This is a genomic window from Saccharopolyspora indica, assembly GCF_027853965.1.
Classification (GTDB): Bacteria; Actinomycetota; Actinomycetes; order Mycobacteriales; family Pseudonocardiaceae; genus Saccharopolyspora; species Saccharopolyspora indica.
In genome coordinates, this window is record NZ_JAQGLB010000003.1 from 164,087 (window position 1) to 187,071 (window position 22,985).

The 22,985-nt window shown below is 70.7% G+C and carries 17 protein-coding genes; 3 read left to right on the plus strand and 14 right to left on the minus strand.

Translation table 11 applies throughout. From position 1 onward, the window contains the following. Positions 1-7: 7 nt before the first annotated feature. The 5 genes from OU416_RS08140 to OU416_RS08160 all read right to left on the minus strand — a co-directional run bounded on the left by OU416_RS08140 (position 8) and on the right by OU416_RS08160 (position 5,187). On the minus strand, positions 8-1,336 hold the full coding sequence (locus OU416_RS08140; protein WP_270926232.1) for an MFS transporter: 1,329 nt from the start codon (positions 1,334-1,336) through the stop codon (positions 8-10). A gap of 287 nt (positions 1,337-1,623) precedes the next feature. After that, positions 1,624-2,589: a TIGR03621 family F420-dependent LLM class oxidoreductase gene (locus OU416_RS08145; RefSeq protein ID WP_270926233.1), complete on the minus strand. Its 966-nt coding sequence runs from the start codon at positions 2,587-2,589 to the stop codon at positions 1,624-1,626. Positions 2,590-2,595: 6 nt separating this feature from the next. After that, entirely contained in the window at positions 2,596-3,825 is a 1,230-nt protein-coding gene (locus OU416_RS08150) for a DegT/DnrJ/EryC1/StrS family aminotransferase (protein ID WP_270926234.1), read from the minus strand. A 24-nt stretch (positions 3,826-3,849) separates the two neighbouring features. Continuing rightward, positions 3,850-4,650 carry a mycofactocin-coupled SDR family oxidoreductase gene (locus tag OU416_RS08155; RefSeq protein ID WP_270926235.1) on the minus strand — a complete coding sequence of 267 codons (801 nt, stop codon included), beginning with the start codon at positions 4,648-4,650 and terminating at the stop codon, positions 3,850-3,852. A gap of 45 nt (positions 4,651-4,695) precedes the next feature. Continuing rightward, positions 4,696-5,187: a VOC family protein gene (locus OU416_RS08160; RefSeq protein WP_270926236.1), complete on the minus strand. Its 492-nt coding sequence runs from the start codon at positions 5,185-5,187 to the stop codon at positions 4,696-4,698. A 231-nt stretch (positions 5,188-5,418) separates the two neighbouring features. Here OU416_RS08160 and OU416_RS08165 point away from each other — a divergent pair, with 231 nt between their 5' ends. Together OU416_RS08165 and OU416_RS08170 are read left to right on the plus strand one after the other, a co-directional pair. Continuing rightward, complete coding sequence (locus tag OU416_RS08165) at positions 5,419-6,000, plus strand: TetR/AcrR family transcriptional regulator (protein ID WP_270926237.1); 582 nt, start codon at positions 5,419-5,421, stop codon at positions 5,998-6,000. Between the two features lie 162 nt (positions 6,001-6,162). Further along, positions 6,163-7,077 carry an alpha/beta fold hydrolase gene (locus tag OU416_RS08170; RefSeq protein ID WP_270926238.1) on the plus strand — a complete coding sequence of 305 codons (915 nt, stop codon included), beginning with the start codon at positions 6,163-6,165 and terminating at the stop codon, positions 7,075-7,077. Here OU416_RS08170 and OU416_RS08175 read toward each other — a convergent pair. The 9 genes from OU416_RS08175 to OU416_RS08215 all read right to left on the minus strand — a co-directional run bounded on the left by OU416_RS08175 (position 7,063) and on the right by OU416_RS08215 (position 20,134). Then, positions 7,063-7,929 (minus strand): NmrA family NAD(P)-binding protein, encoded by an 867-nt coding sequence (locus OU416_RS08175; protein ID WP_270926239.1) that lies wholly within the window; start codon positions 7,927-7,929, stop codon positions 7,063-7,065. The genes OU416_RS08170 and OU416_RS08175 overlap by 15 nt on opposite strands. A 4-nt stretch (positions 7,930-7,933) precedes the next feature. Continuing rightward, entirely contained in the window at positions 7,934-9,889 is a 1,956-nt protein-coding gene (locus OU416_RS08180; protein ID WP_270926240.1) for a hydantoinase B/oxoprolinase family protein, read from the minus strand. Further along, positions 9,886-11,988, minus strand: a complete 2,103-nt coding sequence (locus tag OU416_RS08185; protein WP_270926241.1) for a hydantoinase/oxoprolinase family protein — start codon at positions 11,986-11,988, stop codon at positions 9,886-9,888. Before OU416_RS08185 ends, OU416_RS08180 begins: the two co-directional genes overlap by 4 nt. A 184-nt stretch (positions 11,989-12,172) precedes the next feature. After that, positions 12,173-12,808, minus strand: coding sequence for an SRPBCC family protein (locus tag OU416_RS08190; RefSeq protein WP_270926242.1), 636 nt, complete (start codon positions 12,806-12,808; stop codon positions 12,173-12,175). Further along, positions 12,805-15,300 carry an aerobic carbon-monoxide dehydrogenase large subunit gene (gene cutA, locus OU416_RS08195; protein WP_270926243.1) on the minus strand — a complete coding sequence of 832 codons (2,496 nt, stop codon included), beginning with the start codon at positions 15,298-15,300 and terminating at the stop codon, positions 12,805-12,807. The genes OU416_RS08190 and cutA overlap by 4 nt, the downstream gene beginning before the upstream one ends. Then, positions 15,297-15,908, minus strand: coding sequence for a (2Fe-2S)-binding protein (locus tag OU416_RS08200; protein ID WP_270926244.1), 612 nt, complete (start codon positions 15,906-15,908; stop codon positions 15,297-15,299). Before OU416_RS08200 ends, cutA begins: the two co-directional genes overlap by 4 nt. 2 nt (positions 15,909-15,910) lie before the next feature. Continuing rightward, entirely contained in the window at positions 15,911-16,816 is a 906-nt protein-coding gene (locus OU416_RS08205; RefSeq protein ID WP_270926245.1) for an FAD binding domain-containing protein, read from the minus strand. A gap of 124 nt (positions 16,817-16,940) precedes the next feature. Then, positions 16,941-18,632, minus strand: coding sequence for a helix-turn-helix domain-containing protein (locus OU416_RS08210; protein WP_270926246.1), 1,692 nt, complete (start codon positions 18,630-18,632; stop codon positions 16,941-16,943). A gap of 134 nt (positions 18,633-18,766) precedes the next feature. Further along, positions 18,767-20,134, minus strand: coding sequence for an amidase (locus tag OU416_RS08215; RefSeq protein ID WP_270926247.1), 1,368 nt, complete (start codon positions 20,132-20,134; stop codon positions 18,767-18,769). Positions 20,135-20,448: 314 nt separating this feature from the next. Between OU416_RS08215 and OU416_RS08220 the strand changes: the two genes are divergently transcribed. Further along, a complete protein-coding gene (locus OU416_RS08220; protein WP_270926248.1) occupies positions 20,449-22,599 on the plus strand; it encodes an ATP-binding protein in 2,151 nt (716 codons plus the stop codon). The last annotated feature ends 386 nt before the right edge of the window (positions 22,600-22,985 follow it).

Consider the following 22,985-nt stretch of genomic DNA (forward strand, 5'->3'; position numbering starts at 1 on the left):
GGGCTCCTCAGGTCGAGGCACCGGTGCGCGTCTCGGCCTCGCGCGCCAGATCGCGCCCGCGGGTCTCACCGGTGCGCCAGATGGCCAGCAGCGTCACGAGGCCGCAAGCACCGGCCAGCACCGCCAGCGGAGTGCTCGACGGTGCGCCCGAGACGGTGAACACGCTGCTGGCGAGCAGCGGTGTGAAGCCTCCGCCGATGAGCGCCCCCATCTGGTAGCCGAGCGAGACTCCGGTGTAGCGGACGCCGGTGCCGAACATCTCCGACAGCAGCGGGCCGAGCGGCGCGTACATCGCGTTCTGGATCAACTGCCCCAGCGCCATGCCGGCGAACAGCAGGGCCACCACCTTCGTGTTGACCAGGGCGTACATCGGGAAGGCCAGCAGCACGATCCCCGCCGCGCCGCCCACCACCACGGTCCGGCGGCCGAGGTGGTCCGACAGCACGGAGAACAGCGGGATGGCCACCAGCCCCAGCACGGCGGTGATCAGCACGCCGGTCACCACGTCGGCGGTGTCGTACCCGATGGACCTGCCGTAGGTGATCATGAAGGTGCTGATCAGCGCGGTCAGCGCGAACGGGCCGATGCCGACGGCGCTGGCGAGGACGAAGGTGCCGGGGTTGCGCAGCACCTCCACCAGCGGAACCTTCGGCTTGTCCGCGGCGGTGCGCGACTGCTCGAACAGCGGGCTCTCGGTGATGCTGATCCGCACGTACAGCCCGATGCCGAGCAGCACCGCGCTGAACAGGAATGGCACCCGCCAACCCCAGGACATCAGCTGCTCCTCGGGCAGCCTGGTCACCAGCGCGACCGCGATCGTCGAGAGCACCGAGCCCAGCGGCGAACCCATCTGCAGCAGACCGTTCCACAGTCCCCGGCGCTCGGCGTCGGCGTGCTCGACGACCATCAGCGTCGCACCGGCCCACTCGCCGCCGATGGCCACGCCCTGCACGATCCGGCACAGCACCAGCAGGACCGGCGCCCACACGCCGATCACGTCGTAGGTCGGCAGCAGGCCGATCAGCACGCTCGCCAGGCCCATCATGACCATGGTGAGCACGAGCATCGACTTGCGGCCCATCCGGTCGCCGAAGTGCCCGAAGACGATCCCGCCGACGGGCCGGGCGACGTAGCCGACGGCCAGCGTCCCGAACGAGGCGATGGTGCCGACCACCGGGTCGGATCCCGGGAAGAACAGCTGGCCGAACACGATGGCGGCCAGCGTTCCGTACAGCAGGAAGTCGTAGTACTCGATGACGGTGCCGAGCAGGCCGGACAGCGCGACCTTGCGCAGCACGGCCGGGTCGGGAGATCGTCGCACGACGGGTTCGGGCATCTTCGGCTCCGTTGTCACAGGGCAGTGGAATGTTTCAGTGAGCGTGTTTCATCTCGGTGGTTCCGCAGCCGCGAGGCTGGAAGCCGCATGTCGGCGGGGTGCCGCATGCGCCGCCAGGCGCATAACCCACCCTCGCAACCCGCACCGCCGCGGGTTCTCAGAGGTCGCCTGGCGAGGACAGCCCGTTCGCCGTGTATCGGACATACATAAGAACGGGATCCCGCAGCCAGGCGACCTCTGAGGTTCCGCCACCCGCACCGCCACGCAAAACGAGATTGGAAAAAACCTCAGTCCAAAGCGGACAGTGCTGCGACCAGCGGTGCGACCTCTGCGGCGTTCGCCGCCCCGAAGTCGACGTAGTTCAGCCCCAGTTCGTCCTGCCGCTGCAGGAGCTGTTCGACGCACTGCTCGACGGTCCCGACCAGCAGGCCCGCGGACCGCCGCCCCACTGCCGGATCGACCGCGTAGGTCCGGCACACCTCGGCGAGCGCGGCGTCGGTCCGCCGCGGGCTGTCCACCACCCGGCAGGTCCAGGTGATCGACAGGTAGTCCAGCTGGTCGGGGTCGCGACCGGCGCGCTCCGCGGCCTCCCGGACCCAGGCGATCTTGCGCGCCATCCGGTCCGGCAGCATGTCCTCGATGACGGCCGCGTCGTAGGCGGATCCGTGGCGCAGGTTCGAGTGGATCCCGGCGATCTGCGCGTGCTTTCCGGCCAGTCCGAGCATCCGCTTCCCGCCGCCACCGATCAGCAGCGGCGGGTGCGGGGTCTGCACCGGAGCCGGGGTCCCGGTCAGCCCGGCCACCGAGTAGGCCGCGCCCTCGTGGTGCACCGGATCGCCGGTGAACAGCGCCTTGATGACCTCGACCGACTCCGCCAGCCGGTCGACGCGCCGCCCCGGAGGGTCGTAGGGCAGACCGGCCGCGGCGTACTCGGCCGCCAGGTAGCCGGCGCCCAGGCCGAGGTCCAGCCGCCCGCCGGAGAGCACGTCGACGCTGGCCGCGGCGTGGTGGGTGATCACCGGATGCCGGTAGTCGTTGCACAGCACCAGCGCCATGACCCGCAGCCGCCGGGTGCTCATCGCGATGGCGGTCAGCGCGGCGACCGGGTCCACCCGCCCGACCATGAAGTGGTCGGACACCGACACCGCGGACAGCCCGCTGTCGTCCAGGCGGCGCAGCTCTTCCCGCCACGCCGCCACATCACGCCCCGGCGCCGGGGCGTAGAGCGCGGTCTTGATCGGCTTCCTCGGCATCGTCGGTCAGCTCAGCGGGCCGACCGCGGGTGCGAAGCGCGATGCGAAGGCGTGGATGCTGGCCACCACGTGGTCGAGTTCCTCGGCCGTGGTGCCGTGGCTCATGCCCAGCGACATGCCGCGCTCGAACACGGCGTCGGCGTGGGGCAGCCCGCCATCGGGAACCCGGTGCTCGACGCCCCGCATCATCGGGTGCCGGGTGATGTTGCCGCTCCACACCGTGCGGGTGTCGATGCCTGCCGCTTCGAGCGATTCCTGCAGGTCGCTGCGCGCGAACCCGGCATCGGGGCGGACCATCACCGGGTAGCACAACCAGGCGGTGCGCCAGTCCGGCAGCTGGCGGGGCAGCGAGAACAACGCGGGATAGCTGCCGAAGGCCTCGTTGAAGGCGGTGAAGATCTCCGCGCGGCGGGCGAAGTTCGCATCGAGCTTCTTCAGCTGCTGCAGGCCGAACGCCGCCCCGAGCTCGGACGGCTCGAAGTTCCACGGCAGCACGTCGAAGATGAAGTCGTTGTCGTAGGCCACCCCGTCGAGGTCCTCGCGGAACACCCGCCCGGTGTCGGCCGAGCCGAACAGGTGCGGCTCCGAGCGCCGTCCCCACCGCCGCAGCATCAGCGCCTTGTCCCGCAGTTGCTCGTCGTCCAGGCACACCATGCCGCCGTTGCCCGCGCAGGTCACGATGTGCGCCATCGCGAAGCTGGTGACCGTGATGTCCGACCGGCTGCCGGTCGCAGTGCCGCGCAACGTCGTGCCGATGCAGTCGCAGGAGTCCTCGATCACCTTCAGGCCGTGGCGGTCGGCGATGTCCCGGATGACGTCCCAGTCCGGCGCGTTGCCCGCCAGGTTGGGGATCAGGATCGCCTTCGTCCGATCGGTGACCAGCTCTTCGAGCTTGACCGCGTCCACGTTGTAGGTGTCCGGCTCCACGTCGGCGAACACCGGGATCCAGCCGCCGCGCACGATGGGCGCGACGTCGGTGGAGAAGGTCAGCGGCGAGGTGATCACCTCCGCGCCCCTGGGCAGGTCGAGCAGCTCCAGCGCCAGGTAGATCGCCGACGATCCGGAATTGCACATCACGCCGAGCCGCTTGCCGTACAGCTCGGCGACGGTGCGCTCCATCTCGGCGACGTTCTTGCCGATCTTCAGCCCGAACGGGCCGCCGCGCAGGACCTCGACGCAAGCGTCGATCTCGGCGTCGTCGTGCACGCTGCGGGCGTAGACAACACGGGGGCTCATGAGCTCTTCTCCTCTGCTCGCGCTTCAGCGGATGGTGGAGCCGGCGTCGACGGGCATCGCGATGCCGGTGATGTAACGGGCCTCGTCCGAGGCGAGGAACGACAGGACGTGGCTGACGTCGGCGGACTCGATGCGGGTGACCGGCAGGCTGTTCATGAACACCGGCCCGAGGTCCGGCCGTCCGGCCAGCAGCTCGGGCAGGACCTCGGAGTGCCCCTGCGCGGTGTCCACCCCGGTCGGCAGGACGACGTTCACCCGGACGTTGCGGTCGGCCAGCTCCAGCGCGAGCGACCGGCACACGCCGATCAGCGCGTGCTTGGTGGCCACGTAGGGCAGGTAGAACGGCAGGCCGACGACGCTGCCGGTGGATCCGGTGATGACGATGCTGCCGCCACCGGCGGCGACCAGGTGCGGGATGGCCGCGGCGCAGGTGTGCCACACACCGGTGAGGTTGACGTCGAGCGTCGTCCGCCAGACCTCGCCGGTCAGCTCCTCGTGCGGTTGCACCGTGCAGATCGAGGCGTTGGCGGCGACGACGTCCAGCCGCCCGAACTTCCGCACGCCTTCGGCGACCACGGCTTCCACGACCTCCCGGTCGCGAACGTCGGCCTTCGCCGCGTGGATCCGCCGCCCCTGGGCTTCGACCTGCCGGACCGTCTCCGCGAGCCCGGCCTCGTCGCCCATCCCGTAGGCGACGCAGTCGAGCTGTTCGCAGATGTCGAGCGCGATGATGTCGGCACCATCGGCGGCCAGCTGCACGGCGTGGCTCCGGCCCTGCCCCTGCGCAGCTCCCGTGATGAACGCGACCTTGCCCGCGAGTTTCACCCTGTTGCCTCCCTTTCGCACGGATTCCGCCCTGTTGCGGCACCTTCAGCCGATCGGTCCACTGTGGTCGAGCCTGCTGGCCATCGAGTCGGCGAGCGCGCGGTCGAGCAGTTCGAACACCTGCCCCAGCGGATCGCGGTGGTAGGTGGCACCGGCCGGGCAGATCCCGCGCCGCACTCCGGCCATCCACACCGGCGCACCCGCCTGCTCCCACTCGCTCGCCGCGCCCGCCAGGTCGTCGACCACGAATCCCAGGTGGTGGATTCCCGGAACAGGTGCCCAGATCTCCGACCCGCGCACCGCTCGGAGCAGCTCGAGGTGCGGCGGACCCGCGGTGAGCCCGATGCGCTGCACCACGGTCTGCTCGACTCCTCGAATCCGGCAGGTGAACCGGGTTTCGTCGAAGAGCACCACCGGCGTGCCGTAGATCCGCTCCACCTCGGCAGCGGCCCGCTCGAGGTCGGGCACGACGACTCCGACGTGGTGCAGATCGGCCAGCGACAAGCGCTGGTCCGGGGATTCGCTCCGGCCCGTCACCGACACCACCGGCCTTCCGTCCCGGCCCTCCGACGGACCGACGGGAGGCAGTATTACTCCCTAACGAGCGCTTGGTCAATACATTGGTTCCTCGTCGCGCACGCCTTGATTCAGAAGCAAAAAGGGTTACTCCCCAGTCACTTTGGACTCAACCGCGGCGGCCCGATTGACCGCGGCGCGATCGGCACCCTAGGCTCGATTGAGCAAGCGCTCAACGCCCGGAGGAAGCGGATGACTGCTGTCGAGCTCCGCCGGACCGACATCCTGCACGCCTCCGCCGAGCTGTTCGCGGACAAGGGCGTCGCATCGACCACCGTGCGCCAGATCGCCGCCCGGGTCGGGATGCAGTCCGGCGCGCTGTACCACTACTTCCCGTCGAAGAACGCCATCGTGCGCGAGGTCGTCACCAACTACCTGGAGCAGCTGAAGGCCCGCTACGACGAGGCCGCGCCCCGCGGGCTCGACCCGCGCGCGCGACTGCGCGCCATCGTGGAGGTGTCGCTGCGCACCGCGGAGGAGAACCCGCACGCCACCATCGTCTACCAGAACGAACTGCCCAACCTCCGCGATGATCCCGACTACCGGGACGCCAAGCGGCTGGCCGACGAGGCGCAGCAGGTCTGGCTGGAGACGATCGACGACGGCAAGCGGGCCGGGATCTTCCGCGAGGACGTCCCCACCAAGGTCTTCCACCGCTTCATCCGGGACGCGGTCTGGCTCTCCATCAAGTGGCGCCACCCGGAAGACGCCTACACCGCCGAAGACCTCACCAGGGACTGCCTGAAGATCTTCCTCGACGGCTTCGCCACCTGACCGGGGTTCCTCCCTCCGCGGAGCGCGCTCGCACCGACCCCATCCTCACGCGGGCCGTTGACCTGAGCAAACAGCAACCGTCCGAGCTCAGCCCGACGTTCGCTCGGTAGGCTCGCGGTTTCCGGTGTGCTGAGCAGGTTTCCGGCGGGAGGAGAGCCAGGCATGGTGGAGGACATCGCGAACGCAGCGCCGCTGGGGGTGCGGTACCGGGTTTCGGGTGGAGCGATGTTGCTGCACCAGGCCGGGTCCGGTGGGCCGACGGTGGTGTTCCTGGCCGGTGGCGGGATGTTCGGGCTGTACTACTGGAACTTGCACGAACTGGTCGCGGAGTTCAGCACGAGCGTCATCTACGACCGGCTCGGCACGGGCTGGAGCGATGTGGTGGAGCTCCCGCGCAGTGGCGCGCAGGTGACCGACGACCTGCACGAGCTGCTCCGCGTCGCGGCTGTCCCCGGCCCGTACTTGCTGGTCGGGCACTCGCTGGGTGGCCTGTACGCACGGCTGTACGCGAAGCGGTTCCCCGGCGAGGTGGCCGGTCTGGTCCTGCTCGACCCGACTCACGAGGACGTCGTCGACTACCTCCCGGAGGAGGCCGCGCAGCGGCTGAGGAACCTGAGCCCCGACGACCTGTTCCCGGCCGAGCAGGTGGAGGCGATGCGGACCGCGTACCGGACGACGTTCGCGCGGGCCCTCGCCGACTTCCCCGCCGAGATCCGCGAACCACTGCTCGACCAGGGGTTCAGCAGCACCGGCTACCGGCAGTCCCTGCGGGAGCCGATGAACCTGCCGCACCTGTTCGCCGAAGTCCGCGACGCCGGTCCCGACCCCGACCTACCGCTGATCATCGTCTCCGCCATGGGCACCGACACCTTCGCCGACGAGCTGGTGCCGCCCGAAGCCCGCGAATCGGCGGCCGAGTCCAACCAGGCCAAGCACCGGCTCTACACCGACCTGGCCGCGGCACTCCCCCGCGCGGAGCTCCGCCGCCTGGACGACGTCGGCCACTCGGGCATCGCCTGGCTCCGCCCGGACGCCGTGATCCGGGCAATCCGCGACACGTCTTCATGGCCCGCCTGACGATCGAGTTGCTGCCGCGCGGCAGAGGTCGTCGACCGACGCGGGTGAGCGGCCCAGCAGGTGTTCCAGATGTGCGCTGCTCGCGAGGAATCCGTGCTTGTCGTAGAAGTCGAACATCGCCGCCAAACGCGCGACGGCGTCATCCGGCATCGCCGCGCCGTGCCGCGCTTTCCACTCGTCGACGGAGATCTGACGCACCGACACCGGCCGCGATCTCGCAGCCGCTGCGCGGGCGCACAGCTGCCGGACGCTGAGTGCCTCGGGACCGCCCAGCTCGTAGGTGGCTCCGTGGTGGGCATCGCCGCCGTCGACGAGGACGCGCGCGGCGGCCTGAGCGATGTCGTTCAGGCTGACGAACGAGAACGGCGAGCCGGGGTTGTAGGGCACGTCGACCTCGTCGGCTTCACCGGTGAGCACCGCGCTGAAGTTCTCCGCGTAGGCGCACGGTTGGAGGATCGTCCACCGCAGGTCGCCGAAGGTTCGAAGCTCGTCCTCGCACCGCGCCTTGTCGACGTGGTGCGGCATGGCCGGGGTGCAGGGCCACGCGACCGAGTGGTAGACGACGTGCTCGACACCGGCCGACGCGGCCGCCGCGAGCACGCGCCGCACCAGTCCGGGCTCGTCGGGATGCACGTTCGGGGCGATGACGTACACGCCCCGGCACCCCTGCAACGCCCGGTCGAGACCGGCGCCGGTGTCGAGGTCGACGGCGACGTCACCGGGGCGCCGAGCGGTGCGCACCACCGGGCGCACGTCCGCGAGGCCGGTGAGGGCCCCGACGACAGAGGTGCCGGTCTTTCCCGCGGCGCCGATCACGGCGAGATCGGCGCCGCGGGAGGAGGTTCCGGTCATCGGTTCACCGCTGGACGAAGTCGTACTCGGCGAACGTCGCTCCGCCGGAGAGGCGTTCGTAGCCGGGTCCGCGATCGAAGAACGGCTCGTTCGGGCCGCGGTCGGCCCGGATGCGCTCGCGCAGGGCTTCGGTGGCCGCGGCGTCCGCGACGGGCTCGTCGGCCGTCGACCCGGCGGCCAGCACGACCCCGTAGTCCCGCCGCGCACCTTCCGGAGACACCTTGCGCCACAGCACGTCCTGCACGACCTCGTCGATCGGCCGGTCCAGCGGATCGCCCCAGCCGCCACCGCCGGTGGTCCGGATCCGCACGACCTCGCCCGCCCGGATCGGCTCGGCGTCGGTCAAGGCGTCGAACTCGCGCTCGTTCGGCCCGCCCGGGTCGAGGACCACCGAGAACGGGGCACCGGCCTTGCCGCCCTTGACCCCCCAGCACGACAGGATGGACCGGTCGGCGATGGACATGAAGTGCGCGTCCTTGAGCATCCGGATGTGCTTCTCGTAGCCGAGGCCGCCTCGATGGCGACCGGCACCGCCCGAGTCGATCGCCAGGCCGAGCTTCTCCACGATGAACGGGAACCGGCTCTCGGTGAACTCCGTCGGCAGGTTCCGCGAATCCGGCACGACGTGGATGGTGTCCTCGCCGTCCGCGTAGTGCCTGCCGCCGGAGCCGCCGCCCAGGACCTCCCGCATCAAGTAGGGGTTGCCCTCGCGGTCCTCGCCGTACACGCCGGTGTAGCGGATCGTCTCCTGGTCGGCGGGCATGTTCCCGTCGACGGCCTTCGCGACGGCACCGGCCAGCACGCCGAGCAGCCGCAGGATGACGAACGTGCGGGCGTTGGTGGGCGCCGGGAAGATCGGCGTGATGAGCGTGCCCTTCTCGGGGAACTTCATCTCGATCAGCGGCACGACGCCCTCGTTGACGTCCAGCTCCGCCATGCGCTCGGGGGTGTCCGCCAGGTTCCGCAGGATCGGGGCGAGCCACTTGACGAGGAAGTTGCCGTCGGCGTAGTCGCCGCAGTGGTTGATCGGCCCCTTCGCCTGCGGTCCGGTGCCGGTGAAGTCGAGGATCAGCCGCTCCCCGCCTTCGCTGTCCGGCGCGGTCTTGGTGAGGGTGATCCGCTGGGTGTGCAGCTTCGGCTCGTCGACGCCGTCGTGCTCGGCGTAGTCCTCCCACGTGTACTCGCCCGTCGGGATCTTGCTGAGGATTTCGCGGCGGTAGGTCTCCGTGGTCGCGTCCATCATCGCGTCGAAGCACGACTCCACGGTCGCGACCCCGTACCGGTCGAACAGCTCGGTGAGCCGGCGGGCACCCATGAGGCACGCCGAGCACTCGGCGTCGAGGTCGGCGGCGAGGGCGTCGGGGGTCCGCGAGTTCCGGGTCATGATGCGCAGGGCCGCCTCGTTCGGCACGCCTTCCGCCCACAGCTTGATCGGCGGGACCATCAGCCCCTCCTCGTAGACCGACGTCGCGCCCGAGGGCATCGAGCCCGGGCAGCCCCCGCCGATGTCGTCGTGGTGGCCGAAGGCCTGCACGAAGGCGACCACCGTCGGTTCGTCGTCCCCCTCGCGCGTGCCGAACACCGGCACGGTGACGCAGAGGTCGGGCAGGTGGCCGATGCCGCCCTCGGAGAGGTAGACGTCGTTGTGGAAGTACACGTCGCCGGGCTTCATGGTCTCCAGCGGGAAGTCCCTGGCGACCGGGTGGACGAGCGCGGAGTACGAGCGGCCCGTGAGCTTGCGCAGGTGCCGGTCGTGGATGCCGGCGCGGAAGTCGTGGGCGTCGCGGATCATCGGGGACCGCGAGGTCCGCGCGATCGAGGTCTCGACCTCCATCTCGACGCTGGCGAGGTAGCCGGCGACGATCTCCACGAGCACCGGGTCGGGCGCGGTGCCGTCGAGCGGAGTCAGCCGGTAGGGCTTGGCCACCCGCGAGTCGGGGCGTTCGGTGGACGCGGTCATCGGTTGGCTCCGTTCGAGTCGGACGACTTGGCGATGCGGATGTTTCCGAAGGTGTCGACGTGCGCCCGGAAACCGGGGTGCACGGGGATGGTGGAGCTGAACTCCTCGATCACCGCGGGACCGTCGAGGACGTCACCGGCACCGAGCAGCGCCCGGTCGTAGACGCGGGCGGTGACCCACTCGTCGAAGTAGGTCTCGCGAGTGCTCGTGACGGCCGCCTCCGCGCCGCGCCCGGCTGCGATCTCGGTCAGGGCGGGCCGCTTGATCGGCCCGATGCCGCTCACCCGGAGGTTGACCCACTCCACGTGCTGCGCGGGATCGCCGCGGAAGTCGTAGCCGTAGAGCTCCCGGTGGGCTCGGTGGAAGCGCTCCGCGGTCTCCGCCATGAGCTCCCGCGTCACCGGGCCGTCGCCGATCGGGACCCGCACCTCGAAGGCCTGCCCGAGGTAGCGCAGGTCCGCCGACCGCGCGTAGCGACGGTGCTCCGGGGCGAAGCCCTCTTCGGCGAGCGCGCGCTCCGCGTCACCGGCCAGCGCGTCCAGGACCGACTGGAGCTCCTCGACGCGGAGGCGGTCGTGCCGGGAGACGTGGGTCTGCACGTAGTCGTTGCGCACGTCGACGGTGAGCAGGCCGAACGCGGAGACGTTGCCCGGGTTGAGCGGGACGAGGACGTCCTTGAGCCCGAGGATGTCGATGAGCCGGCACGCGAGCAGCGATCCCGATCCGCCGAACGTCACCAGGGTGAAGTCGCGGACGTCGAGGCCGCGCTTGATGGTGACCTGGCGCAGCGCGTTCGCCTGGTTCCACGCCGACACCTCGAGGATTCCGGTGGCGCACTCCTCGAAACCGAGGCCGAGCCGGCCGGCGAGCTCCTCGACGCCCTTGCGGGCGAGCCCGGTGTCGAGCGGGATCTCCCCGCCGAGCAGGTGCGGGGGAATCCGGCCGAGCAGCACGTGCGCGTCGGTGATGGTCGGCTGGTCGCCGCCCTTGCCGTAGCAGAGCGGTCCTGGGTCCGCGCCCGCCGATTGCGGGCCCACGCGCAGCGTGCCCTCCGGGGTCATCCACGCGATGGAGCCGCCGCCGGCCCCGACCGTGACGACGTCGATCATCGGGATCTTGGACGGGTACACCCCGACGCGACCTTCGGTGGTCAGGGCAGGTTCGCCCTGCACCACGACCGTGACGTCCGTGGAGGTGCCGCCACCATCGCAGGTGAGCACCTGCTCGACGCCCGCCGCGCTCGCGATGAGCGCCGCGCCGAGGGCACCCGCGGCAGGCCCCGACAGGACGGTCGTGATCGGCTGGTGGACGACCTCCTTGGCCGACAGGACACCACCGTTGGACTTCATCACGTAGAACGGGATGTCGCGGGCGGCTCCGTCGGCGGAGGAGAACTCGCGGAGGCGGTTGGCGATGTTGTTCACGTAGTCGCGGATGTTCGGCTTCACGGCCGCGTCGACGAGCGTGGTGATGGACCGCTCGTACTCCCGGTACTCGCGCAGCACCTCGCTGGAGATGCTCACGGTCGCCTCGGGGAACTCCTCCAGGAAGATGTCCCTGACCCGGCGCTCGTGGGCGGGGTTGGCGTAGGAGTGCATGAGGCAGACGCCGATGGTGCGGGTGCCGCGATCGGCGAAGAACCGCGCCGCCGCCCGGACGTCGTCCTCGTCGAGCGGGCGGAGCTCGCTGCCGTCGAAGGTGAGCCGACCGCCGACGGTGCGAACCCGGTCGGCGGGCACGATGCGGTCCGGCTTCACCCAGAAGTAGGAGTTGCCGTAGCCGTCCGGCACCGACTGCCGCGCGATCTCGAGCACGTGCTCGTAGCCCTCGGTGGTGACGAACCCCAGGTTCTCCACCTTTCCCTCGAGCAGCTTGTTGGTGGCGACGGTGGTGCCGTGGCTGACCGCGGAGATGGCCTCCCCGGTCTCGCCCAGCTTCGCGAGCACCTTCTCGATGCCGGCGAGGAAGCCCTGCGCCGGGTCCGCCGGGGTCGACGGGGTCTTGGTCGTGACGGCGTCGCCGGACTCCTCGTCCACGGCCACGATGTCGGTGAACGTTCCGCCGGTGTCGATGCCGACTCGGACCTTCCTCGATTCCACGCTTCCTCCTGGGGGCTCTCGCCGGTACGCACCTGACGTGTGCGCCCATTCCACCGGCTGGGCCGGGCGCGTTCTTCGGCACATCTCGCCGAAGTCGGCGCCTCATTTCCGTTCGACACCCGCGGACACGACAGCACCCCGGGCCGGTTCGGCCCGGGGTGCTGGGAAGGGAGGTGTCCGGTGCTTACCGCGCTCTGCCGGTCCGGGCGAGAAGACCGCCGATGACGACACCGGCGAGCGCGATTCCCGCACCGACCAGCGCGGGCACGAGAACGTTCGCCGCGGGTGCGCCCTCCGGGGCCCGGGCGGCGGGCGCCCCGGGCGCTGCGGGTTCCGGAGGTCCGGTGACCTCGGCGGGCGCGGCCTCCGGTCCCGCCGGAACCCCGTTGGCGATCACCTCGTCGAGGCCCTTGAAGAACACACCGGCCATCTTCTTCGCGACACCGGTGATCATCCGCTGCCCGACGCCGCCGACCATGCCCCCGACGACGGCGTCGGCGTCGTAGCTGAGCCGGGTGCCGCCGTCGTGCTCCTCCAGCCGCACCAGGACGTCCGCGGTCACGGTGCCCGGAGCTCCCGCACCCGAAGCCGTCATCACGAACGACTCGGGCCGGTTCTGCCGCGACAGGCGCACTTCGCCCTCGTAGGTGCCCTTGATGGACGCGACGCCCGCCGTGACCGACAGCTTGTAGTGGGTGTCGCTGAGCTGTTCCAGCGATTGCACGCCGGGGATGGTCGCCGCGAGGACGCGACCGTCCTGCAGGTGGTCGTACACGACTTCCGGCGGGGCCGTCAGCTGCGCGGTACCGGCGATCTTCATCCGTTCTCCTTGCTCTGTGCCGCCGCGTGCTCCAGACGCAGCTCGAACAGCTTCGACGGGGATATCGGCATGGCGTTGACCGGGATGCCCTCGGCGTCCTCGATCGCCGCGGCGATCACGGCCGAGGTCGGGATCACGCCGGCCTCGCCCGCCCCCTTCATCCCGAGCGGGTTGAGGCCGGACGGCGTGACCGTGTGGTCCATGTCGAGCGAGTCGGGGAGCTCGGTGACGAAGGGCATCAGGAAGTCCATGTAGGACGCGTTGAGCAGCTGCCCGTGCTCGTCGTAGACGATCTCCTCGTACAGCGCGCCGCCGATGCCCTGCACCACGGCGCCCTGCACCTGGCCTTCGACGACGCGCGGGTTGATGACGTTGCCGCAGTCGTGGATCACCACGTACTTGCGCACGTGGATCTCGGCGGTCTCCGGGTCGGTCTCGACGATCGCCGCGTGGACGCCGGAGGCGAACGTCGACCCGGGCGGCGAGTAGTAGCCGGTGGCCTCGAGCCCGGGCGCTTCGCCCGCCGGGACCGGCGGGACGGACATGTCCGCGTCCGCCTTCGCGAACCCGGTCGCCTGCCGCGACGAGCGGTCGAAGGCGTAGCGCAGCGGATTCGACAGCACCGCCACCACGCCGAGCGGGATCGAGGTGCCCTCCGCGCCGGGTTCGGTGCCGATCTTGCAGACGTGGCCGCCGCGGAGCTCGAGCTCGTCCGGGTCGAGGCGCAGGTGCTCACCGGCGATCTTGCGGGCCTTGTCCGCGACCAGCTGCGCGGCCACGTGGAACGCCGAACCCGACATCACCGCGCCGCGCGAGGCGAACGTTCCCACCGCGTAACCGAATCGGCGGGTGTCCCCGGTGACGATCTCCACGTCGGACACCGGCACCCCGAGGTCGTCGGCGACGATCTGCGCGAACGTCGTCTGGTGGCCCTGGCCCTGGGTGGTCAGCCCGGTGGCCGCCTTGACCTTCCCGGAGGTCTCGACGAGCACGTGGGCGCCTTCGTACGGTCCGGGCCCGGTGCCCTCCACGTAGGCGCCGATCCCGATGCCGATGGTGCGCCCCTCGGCCCGCGCCCGCTCCTTGTGCTCGGCGAAGTCCGCCCAGCCGACCAGTTCCTTCAGCTTGTCCATGCCCGCCTGGTAGTCGCCGGTGTCGTAGATGAGCGGCCGGCCGTCCTGGTAGGTGAGGTGGAAGTCGTAGGGCATCTCCTCGGGCCGGATGAAGTTGGTCTCCCGGACCTCGATGACGTCCTTGCCGAGGTGCTTCGCGATGGCGTCCATCGACCGCTCCATCGCGAACACCGCCTGCGGGCGTCCCGCACCGCGGTAGGGCGTGACCAGAACGGTGTTGGTGTACAGCGAGTAGGCGTCGACCCGGAACGACTTCGGCTTGTACGGCCCGAGTACCTGCGTCGCCGTGTTGAGCACGACGATGATCCCGTAGGGCAGGTAGGCACCGTTGTCGTGCCAGAACGCGAAGTCGAACGCCAGGAGCCGTCCGTCGTCGTCGAACCCGACCGTGACCTGCTGGGTCTGCCCGCGTTCGTGCGCGCTCGACACGAAGTGCTCGCGCCGGTCCTCCACCCACTTGACCTCGCTGGAGATCCCCGCCCGGCCGAGCCGGCGCGCGGCCCAGGTGACCATGACCTCCTCCGGCCACGGGTGCACGATCTTGACGCCGAAGCCGCCGCCGACGTCGGGCGCGATGCAGTGCACCTTGTTGTGCGCCATGTTCAGCCGCGCGGCGATGGCCGCCCGCGCGGAGGTCGAGGTCTGCGTGGACGTCCAGAAGGTGAGGGCCTGCTCGTCGTCGTCCCAGCGGGCGTAGACGCCCTTGCCCTCCATGGGCATCGACGCCGACCGCTCTATCTCGAGGTCGAGCGTGAGGCGGTGCGGCGCCTTCGCCAGTTCGGCGTCGACGTCGCCGAAGCCGTGCTGCAGGTGCGCGGCCACGTTGTCGGGGATCTCGGCGTGCACGGCGTGGTCCGCGCGCCGCGCGGCCTCGATGCCGACGACCGGCGGGAGCACCTCGTAGCTGACGTCGATCTTGGCGCACGCGTCCTCGGCGAGGTACCGGTTGTCGGCGACGACCATCGCGATCGCCTCGCCGACGTGGTTCACCTCGTCCTTGGCGAGCGGATATCCGTTGCGCGGCGCGACGATCGCCGGGTGCGGGATCAGCAGCGGCAGGTTCTCCGCCATCTCGGGCGAGTCGGCTTCGAGGTCGTCGTAGGTGTAGATCGCGTGGATCCCGGGCATGTCGAGCGCGGCGCCGACGTCGATCGCGGTGATCCGGGCGTGCGCGTGCGGTGAGCGGACGAAGGCCGCGATCAGCGCGTTGTGGCCGAGGTCGTCGAGGTAGCGGCCCTCGCCGCTGAGCAGCCGGGCGTCCTCGGAGCGCGGGATGGGCTTGCCGAACAGCTTGTCCGGTTGCTCCGGTGCATCGTCCGGAGCCGCGGTCTTCGGCGGGTGCGGTTTCGTGATGCTCATGCGCGTTCCGCCCTTCCGCCGACCTCGTGCTCGACCAGCTCCCGCGCCACCTCGTCGCCGGGCCCGAAAGCCGACCCGCTCGACCGCTCCCGCTTGATCTCGGCGGCCCGCAGCACCGCTGCCCGGATGTTGTGGTATCCCGTGCACCGGCACAGGTTTCCGGCGATCGCCTCGGTCGCGTCCGCCTCCGTGGGAGCGGGGTTCTGCTCCAGGAAGGCGGCGATCGTGGTGACGAAACCCGGTGTGCAGAAACCGCATTGGAGTCCGTGGCAGTCGATGAACGCCTGTTGCACGGGGTGCAGGGTGCCGTCGGGCTCGACCAGTCCCTCCACGGTCGTCACCGATCTGCCCTCCAGGCTCGCCGCCAGCATCAGGCACGACCGGACCGGCTTGCCGTCGACCAGCACCGTGCACGCGCCGCAGACGCCGTGCTCGCAGCCCACGTGGGTGCCGGTCTGGCGCAGGTGGTGCCGGATCGCGTCGGAGGCGAGCGTCCGCGCGGGCAGGACCACCGTCCGCCGCACCGAGTTCAACGTGAACGTCACCGCCACGTGCTGCTCGCCCGTCTCCTCCCGCAGCCGGACCAGCTGCTCTTCTTCCTGCGCCATGGTCACCTTCCTCCCGCGGACATCCGCGCGCCGTTGACAACCGCGTCCTGCGCGGCCGCGAACGCGACTCGCGCGGTGAGCACCGCCACCAGCTGCGAGCGGTACCGGGCCGTGGCGTGGATGTCGGATTCGGTCTCGATGCTCGTTCGCGCGACCTCGGACAGCTCTTGCCACCGGGGATCGCGGTCGTCGGTCGCCGACGCCCCTCGGAGCACGGGGGTGCAGTCGACCACCTGCCCCAGCTCGCCTGCGGACACGTAGGTCATCCGCGCGGACGTGACGACGCCGTCCGCCACCCGCACTTGCGCGGCGGCTCCGACGAGCGCGTAGTCGCCGTGCCTGCGGGCGATCTCGTCGATCGCCGTCCCCACGCCGGGAACGGCCGCGGGGACGGTGACGCTCGTTGCGATCTCGTCCGGTTCCAGCGTCGACTCGAGCGGCCCGGCGAACAGGTCCTCCGCGTGGATCTCGCGGTCACCGCGCACGGACCGGACGGTCACCGTCCCACCGAGCAGTGCCAGGACCGCGGGCATCTCCGCGGACGGGTCGGCGTGGACGATCGAGCCCGCGGTGGTGCCCCGGTTCCGGATCGTCGGGTGCGCCACCAGCCGCAGCGCCCGGCTCAGCAGCGGCTGCACCCGTGCCGCGGCCGGATCCGCCTCGAGCACCGCGTGCGTGGTGAGCGCGTGGAACGTGACACCCTGCTCGGTGGACGCCGAAACCGCGTCCATGCCCGGGATCGAACCGATGTCCACGAGGTGCGCCGGAGCCGCCAGCCGCATGGACAGCAGCGGTATCAGCGACTGGCCACCTGCGAGCACCTTGCCCTCGTGCCCGACCTCCGCGAGGACCTGGCAGGCCTCGTCGATCGCCCGGGGGCGGTGGTAGGTGAACGGCGACGGTTTCATTTCAGAGATCCTGCCGAGGTCGTTGGCTCGATGTTTTGTGAACAAGTGACAATCCTGGTGCGCCGCCCATGGCAGAAGTAATCAGCGTCACGTCGGCGGTGCGGACCGGCCGGCGGCGACCGCCTCAGGAGTTGATGCCCCGCATCGCGATGATCTTCAGCGCGAGGGAGAGGTCGAGCCGCAGTTCGGGGTGCGCGGTGAACGAGCCGAGCAGCTTCTCCAGCTTGGCCACCCGGTACCGCAGCGTGTTGTAGTGGAAGTGCAGCTGCCGCGCGGCTTCCGCGATGTTGATGTTCGTCGCGAGCAGCACCTCGAGGGTGCGCCGCATGTCCTGCGCCTCGGCCGTGTCCTCGGCGAGTTCCCGCAGCGTCTCCCTGGCGAACGACTCCAGCTCGTCGGTGTCCTCGACGAGGCTGAGCAGCCGGTACACCCCGAGGTCGTCGAAGTGCGTCACCGCCCACGTCCCGGAGATCCGGCGCCCCACCTGCACTGCTGTCCGCGCCTGCGCGTAGAGCGCCGGGAGGTCGGCGACGGAGGCCGACGCCCTGGAGACTCCGACGCTGAACGGCTGACGACCGCCCCCGCCGGCACCGCGGACCTGGGCGACGAACTCGTGGACGACCGTCATCGTGTCGCTGCCCTGGCCCATCAGGACCACGATCTCCGTCGCGAGCACCGTCACGGCCGCGCCCGGATCGCGGCTGGTGACCGCACCGGTGAACGCCCGCGCCTGCCGCTCGACGACGGGCAGGCGCGCCGGTGCGGACGCCGTGTCGTCGCCGACCAGGTCCGGTTCGACCGCGACGACGACCACCGGCCGGTCGAGGTCCCACCCGAAGGTCTTGGCGTGGGCGATGACGTGCTCGGGCTTGCCGCCGCGGCCGAGGAGCAGGTCGCGGACGAAGTTCGCGCGGTGCTTCTCCTCGACCGCGGACACCGCCAGCTCGCGGTCGACCACGAGTGCGCACACCGTCGCCGCCTGCTCGACGAGGTAGAGGTCCTCGCTCGTGAGGCTGCGCGCCGGGCTGAAGAGCACGAGGCGGCCGTGGTCGATGCCGTTCGCCCAGATCGCGGAGACCGCCAGGTGGTCACCGCCCAACCGGTGCAGTCCGAGCCCGCCCTCGGTGGAGTCGGTGCGGAAGCGCCCGGTCGAGTCGATGGCGGCGCTGGCCGCGAGGCGGTGCAGCGCGGATTCGTCACCGGCACCGCAGATCTGGCGCCCGTCGGGAGTCGTGATCAGCACCGCGCCGTCCAGCTCTCGCGCGACGCCGTCGGCGAGGGCTGCGTGCCCATCGCCGCCCATCACGATGTCGAGCAGGACGCGCCGGGTGTGGTCCGCGCGGAACACCGCGTCGATCTGCCGCGCCGCCATCTCGGGCAGGCCGTCCGCGAACGGGCTGTCGGCCGAGTGGTCGGCGGTGATCGTGACGACGGGGAACGCGAGCGACGCAGCGGCCGCCGCCAGCCCTTCGGGGAGGGGGCTCGCGTCGTCGAGCCGCACCGCGAGCGCGGCCGCACCGCGCCGGTCGAGCATGGCCACGAAGTCGGAGGCCGGACCGACGAGACGGCTGAGGACCGTCGTGGAGGTGATGAGCAGCTGGCCGGGGCGCAGCCACGGGCCGATGTCGGGGAGGACCATCACCGCGACGTTCGTGACGTCGCGCGCGGCGGTCACGTCGCCCGTGACGACCGTCGGCTCGGGCAGCAGCGGGGACGAGAGAACGTCGGCGAACAGCACCGGGTGGAAGACCGGGTGATCGGCGGCAGCGTCGACCGGATCCGGGCAAGAGCTGTTCTCGGTGTTCCACTCCGTCACGGCAACAACCTACTTACTTGCCGGGGGCAATGATCACGTGCGCGTACGAGACTGTGACCTTAGGACCGCGGCCGGAACGCGCACCAGCCCGTCGGACCCCACCGCGAAAGCGGGCTGCGGCGAGCCGAGGCCCGTCAAAGGCGTGCTGCCACGGCCAGCGCGACGTGCTCCTGCCAAGGCCGCGCGACGATCTGCACGCCGATCGGCATGCCGTCGCCCGCCGTCGCGATGGGAACGACCACCGACGGGAACCCGGCCACGCTGATCGCCCGGCAGCACGCCAGCGCCTCCGGCCAGGTGAGGCTTCGGCCGTCCACGTCGAAGTGGTCGAGCCCGAGCGGCGGGGCCGGGATCGAAGCCACCGGCAGCACGAGCACATCGCCCATCTCGCCGAGGAGCCGGTGCACGAGAGCGGCACGCGCCGCCCACAGGCCCTCGACCTCGTGCCTTCCTCCCCGCCCGGCCGTGGTGAGCACGTCCCGGATGTTCGCCCCGAAGTCGCCGGGGGCGCCGCAGGCCGCGATGTCGGTGTGCGTCTCGGTCTCGCGCAGCCGCCCGAACAGATCGTGGGCGCTGCTCAGCGCCGATCCCGAGTGCGCCCGGGCGCCGAGCTCGCCCGCCGCCTCCGCGACCGCGCCGGCGATCTCCGCGCCGACCGGCACGGTGCCCTCGCCGGGTGCCCAGGTGATGTCGAGGCGGTCGACGTCCACCGACGCGGGCTCGATCCACCCGAACTGCGGCTCCGACACCACCCGGAGCACGAGCGCGACATCGTCGAGGCTCCGCGCCATCGGACCGATCGTCTGCAGGGCGCCGTGCACCGTCGCGGGGTTGGTCAGCACGTGGTCACCGGCCGGGACGCCGGGGTACTGCCCGTCGGGGCTCACCCGGCCGGGCGTCGGGCGGATCGACCGGAGCCCCGTGCAGTGCGCGGGCCAGCGGACGGACCCGCCGAAGTCGGTGCCCAGCCCGACCGCGCTCATCCCCGACGCCAGCGCCGCCGCTTCGCCGCCGCTGGACCCGCCCGGCGACCGCGGCACCACGCCGGTGCCCAGCGGATTCACCGTGAAGCCGAACAGGTCGTTGTGGGTCAGGCCGGACGCGCCGAACTCGGGCGTGTTGGTCTTGCCGACGAGAATCGCCCCGGCGGCCTTCATCGCCGCGACGGCCGGAGCATCGGCGCGGGGCACGTTCTCGACGAGCGCGCGCGACCCCGCCGTCGTCCGGACACCAGCTGTCGCGATCAGGTCCTTCACGGTGAACGGGACGCCCGCGAGCGGACCCGCCACCTCGCCCCTGGCGAGCCGCGCGTCGAGTGCGTCCGCTGCCTCCAGCGCCGACTCGACCGCGACGGTGACGATCGCGTTGATCTCCCGGTTCTTCGCCTCGATGTGGGCGAGGTGCGCCTCGACGACCTCTCGTGCGGACACCTCCCGTCCGGTCACGGCGCGAGCGATCGCACCCGCGTCCGATCCGATCCACCCGTTGTCGACTTGGCGCACGCGGCCTCCTCCGGCATCTGCTGACCGAGAACGCTAGGGAGGAGAGCGGGGTGCGCCCAACGGCGAGTGTGCACAGGAATGCCGCCCGAGCGGTGTGAACAGTTGATACTCCCCGCTACCTCCGGGATCCTGCTGGACAACTTCGAACGGGCGTGGGGCGCTCCAAGCTCACGACGTCCGGCTCGACGCGGTTCCCGTCCGCCGGACCCCGCGCAGCCGCACCGTTGATGAATCGAGTGACGAGAATGCTCCATCGGGGTGGTATCCGCGCTCGGTGATCAGCGACGTCGGGCGCTTCCGCCAAGCTGGTGGGCATGGCCGAACGGCAGCCAGACGGTCCTGGCAACCGGGTCAGCGAGCTGGTCGCCGGCTCCATGGTGCAGGCCCACACCATCAGCGGCGGGATACACCACCACCGCACGGCTCCCGCTCGCCCGATCCCGCGCCAGCTCCCGCTCGTGCCAGGAGACTTCACCGGGCGCGACGCGGAGTTCGATGCGCTGACCGCACTGCTGGAATCCACTGCGGATCGCGGCGATGCGGTCATGATGTCCGTGATCGGCGGCCAGGGCGGAATCGGGAAGACCACGCTGGCCCTGCGCTGGGCCCATCAGCATCTCGACCGGTTCCCCGACGGTCAGCTCTTCGTCGACTTCCGCGGCTTCGACCCGAAGGAGGAGCCGCTCACCGCTTCCTCCGCACTTCACACCCTGCTCGCCGCGCTGGGCATCGAACCTCCGATGATCCCGTCCGGCACCGAGGCCAAATCCAGCCTGTACCGCAGTCTCATCGCCGAGAAGAGAATGCTGATCGTGCTGGACAACGCCCGCACCGCAGACCAGGTCGTGCCACTGCTGCCCGGAACCCCGGCATGCGCGGTCCTGATCACCAGCCGCGATCGGCTGCCCCGGTTGACCACCCGGTACGGTGCCCGCCCGCTCCACCTCGCCGCGCTCACCGACTCCGCCGCGCGCGAGCTGCTCACCGCCCGGCTCGGTGCCGCCCGCCTGGCCGCCGAGCCTGCCGCCGTCGACGAGATCCTGGCTCGCTGCAGAGGATTCCCGCTCGCGCTCAGCGTCATCTCGGGCCGCGGACTCACCCAACCCAACTTCCCGCTCCACAGCCTGGCAGAACAGCTCCGCGATTCCGCGACCAGACTGGGCGTCCTCGACGCGGGCGATCCTCAGTCCAGCCTCCGCGCAGTCCTGTCCTGGTCCTACGACGCGCTGCCCCCGGATGCCGCCCGCGCATTCGGGCTCCTCGGCATCGCCCCCGGCCCCGACATCAGCGCGCGAGCCGCAACCAGCCTCCTCGGCGTGCCCGACCGCGAAGCCGAGAGAGCGCTGCGGACGCTCGAACGCATGTCCTTGCTCGACGAGCACACGTCGGGCCGGTACCGCATGCACGACCTCACCCGTCTTTACGCCACGGAGAAAGCTCGCGAGCAGGCAGCGGAGCAACGAGACACCGCACTCCTGCGGGTGACCAGCCACTACGTGCACACGGCACGCGCCGGTGATCGGCTGCTCAGCCCGCACCGCCCCCAGATCGACCTCGTTCCGCCCCCGCCCAGCTGCCAACCCGTGCCTCCCACCGATGAACAGGCCGCGCTCGCCTGGTTCGACGCCGAGCACGCGTGCTTGCTCGCCGTCCAGGTCGCCGCCGCCGGTCTCCGCTGGCACGACTCGGTGTGGAACCTGGCGTGGGTGCTGGACACGTTCCACCTCCGGCGCGGGCACCTCCACGACCGGGTGGCCATGTGGCGTGCCGGGCTCATCTCGTCCGATCACCTCGATGACATCGACGCCCGGACCCGGGCGCACAGGCTCCTCGGCCACTCCTACGCACGTATCGGACAGCACGACGAGGCCTCCGATCACCTCCACCGCGCGCTCGGACTCGCCGAAGACGCCGCGAACCACCACGCCCAGGGCCTGGCGCTGCGCTTGCTGGCACAGGCGTGGACGCACCGAGGACAGCACCAGCCGGCCCTCGAACACGCCCTCCGAGCCCTGCAGCTCTTCCGCACCGCCCAGGATCCCGTCGAGGAAGCGCACGCGCTCAACGCTGCCGCCTGGTACCAGGCCCTCCTCGGCGACTACGACGAAGCTCGCACCCACTGCCGAACCGCCCTCGCCCTGTTCCGCCACCACGGACTCCGCGGCGGTCAGGCCAACGCCTTGGACAGCCTCGGCTACATCGCCCACCACACCGGCGACCCGCACCTGGCCCAGGACTTCTACCAGCAAGCCCTCCAGCTGTTCCGCGAACTCACGGACACCTACAACGAAGCCGAAATCCTCGAACACCTCGGCCATCCCCGCGAAGAGCTGGGCCAGCACGACCAGGCTCGCGCCGCCTGGCAACAAGCCCTGGAGCTCTACCGAACCCAGCACCGCATCAAGGACGCCGACCGCGTCCAGCGGCTCCTCGACGCCCTCGATCACCGAACCGCGCAGGACTAGCCCGGCGCGAACGCGCACCGGCTCCGGAGGCGTTCACGACCACCGCCAACGCCTCGGTGTCGAGCACCTCAGGGGGCTGTCGTGCTGTCGGCGGGCACCCGCGAAACGTATACGATTTTCACGTTCCGGGGTCCAGCTCCGCCAGGTCTCGGCCAGCTGACCATTGACAACAGCAGCTCGCACCGATCAATATCCTGGATCGTATCCGATATCGTAGCTGATCTTGGGAGCTTTCGTTGACCCGCGACCTCGCGACCACCGCGCCCGGGCACCAGCCGGGCGCAGTCGCCCCAGCTCCCCGACGGCTCACCTCCACGCACCACGACGAGGCCGCACGCCTACGGCGCTCTCGCACTTCCTGAAGACCAGACGGGAGCACCGAGCCG

What these genes read in the sequence shown, in the direction of transcription:
- OU416_RS08140 (WP_270926232.1), bottom strand. Translation starts at nt 1,336, where the DNA reads ATGCCCGAACCCGTCGTGCGACGATCTCCCGACCCGGCCGTGCTGCGC.
- OU416_RS08145 (WP_270926233.1), bottom strand. Translation starts at nt 2,589, where the DNA reads ATGCCGAGGAAGCCGATCAAGACCGCGCTCTACGCCCCGGCGCCGGGG.
- OU416_RS08150 (WP_270926234.1), bottom strand. Translation starts at nt 3,825, where the DNA reads ATGAGCCCCCGTGTTGTCTACGCCCGCAGCGTGCACGACGACGCCGAG.
- OU416_RS08165 (WP_270926237.1), top strand. Translation starts at nt 5,419, where the DNA reads ATGACTGCTGTCGAGCTCCGCCGGACCGACATCCTGCACGCCTCCGCC.
- OU416_RS08170 (WP_270926238.1), top strand. Translation starts at nt 6,163, where the DNA reads ATGGTGGAGGACATCGCGAACGCAGCGCCGCTGGGGGTGCGGTACCGG.
- OU416_RS08175 (WP_270926239.1), bottom strand. Translation starts at nt 7,929, where the DNA reads ATGACCGGAACCTCCTCCCGCGGCGCCGATCTCGCCGTGATCGGCGCC.
- OU416_RS08180 (WP_270926240.1), bottom strand. Translation starts at nt 9,889, where the DNA reads ATGACCGCGTCCACCGAACGCCCCGACTCGCGGGTGGCCAAGCCCTAC.
- OU416_RS08190 (WP_270926242.1), bottom strand. Translation starts at nt 12,808, where the DNA reads ATGAAGATCGCCGGTACCGCGCAGCTGACGGCCCCGCCGGAAGTCGTG.
- cutA (WP_270926243.1), bottom strand. Translation starts at nt 15,300, where the DNA reads ATGAGCATCACGAAACCGCACCCGCCGAAGACCGCGGCTCCGGACGAT.
- OU416_RS08200 (WP_270926244.1), bottom strand. Translation starts at nt 15,908, where the DNA reads ATGGCGCAGGAAGAAGAGCAGCTGGTCCGGCTGCGGGAGGAGACGGGC.
- OU416_RS08205 (WP_270926245.1), bottom strand. Translation starts at nt 16,816, where the DNA reads ATGAAACCGTCGCCGTTCACCTACCACCGCCCCCGGGCGATCGACGAG.
- OU416_RS08220 (WP_270926248.1), top strand. Translation starts at nt 20,449, where the DNA reads ATGGCCGAACGGCAGCCAGACGGTCCTGGCAACCGGGTCAGCGAGCTG.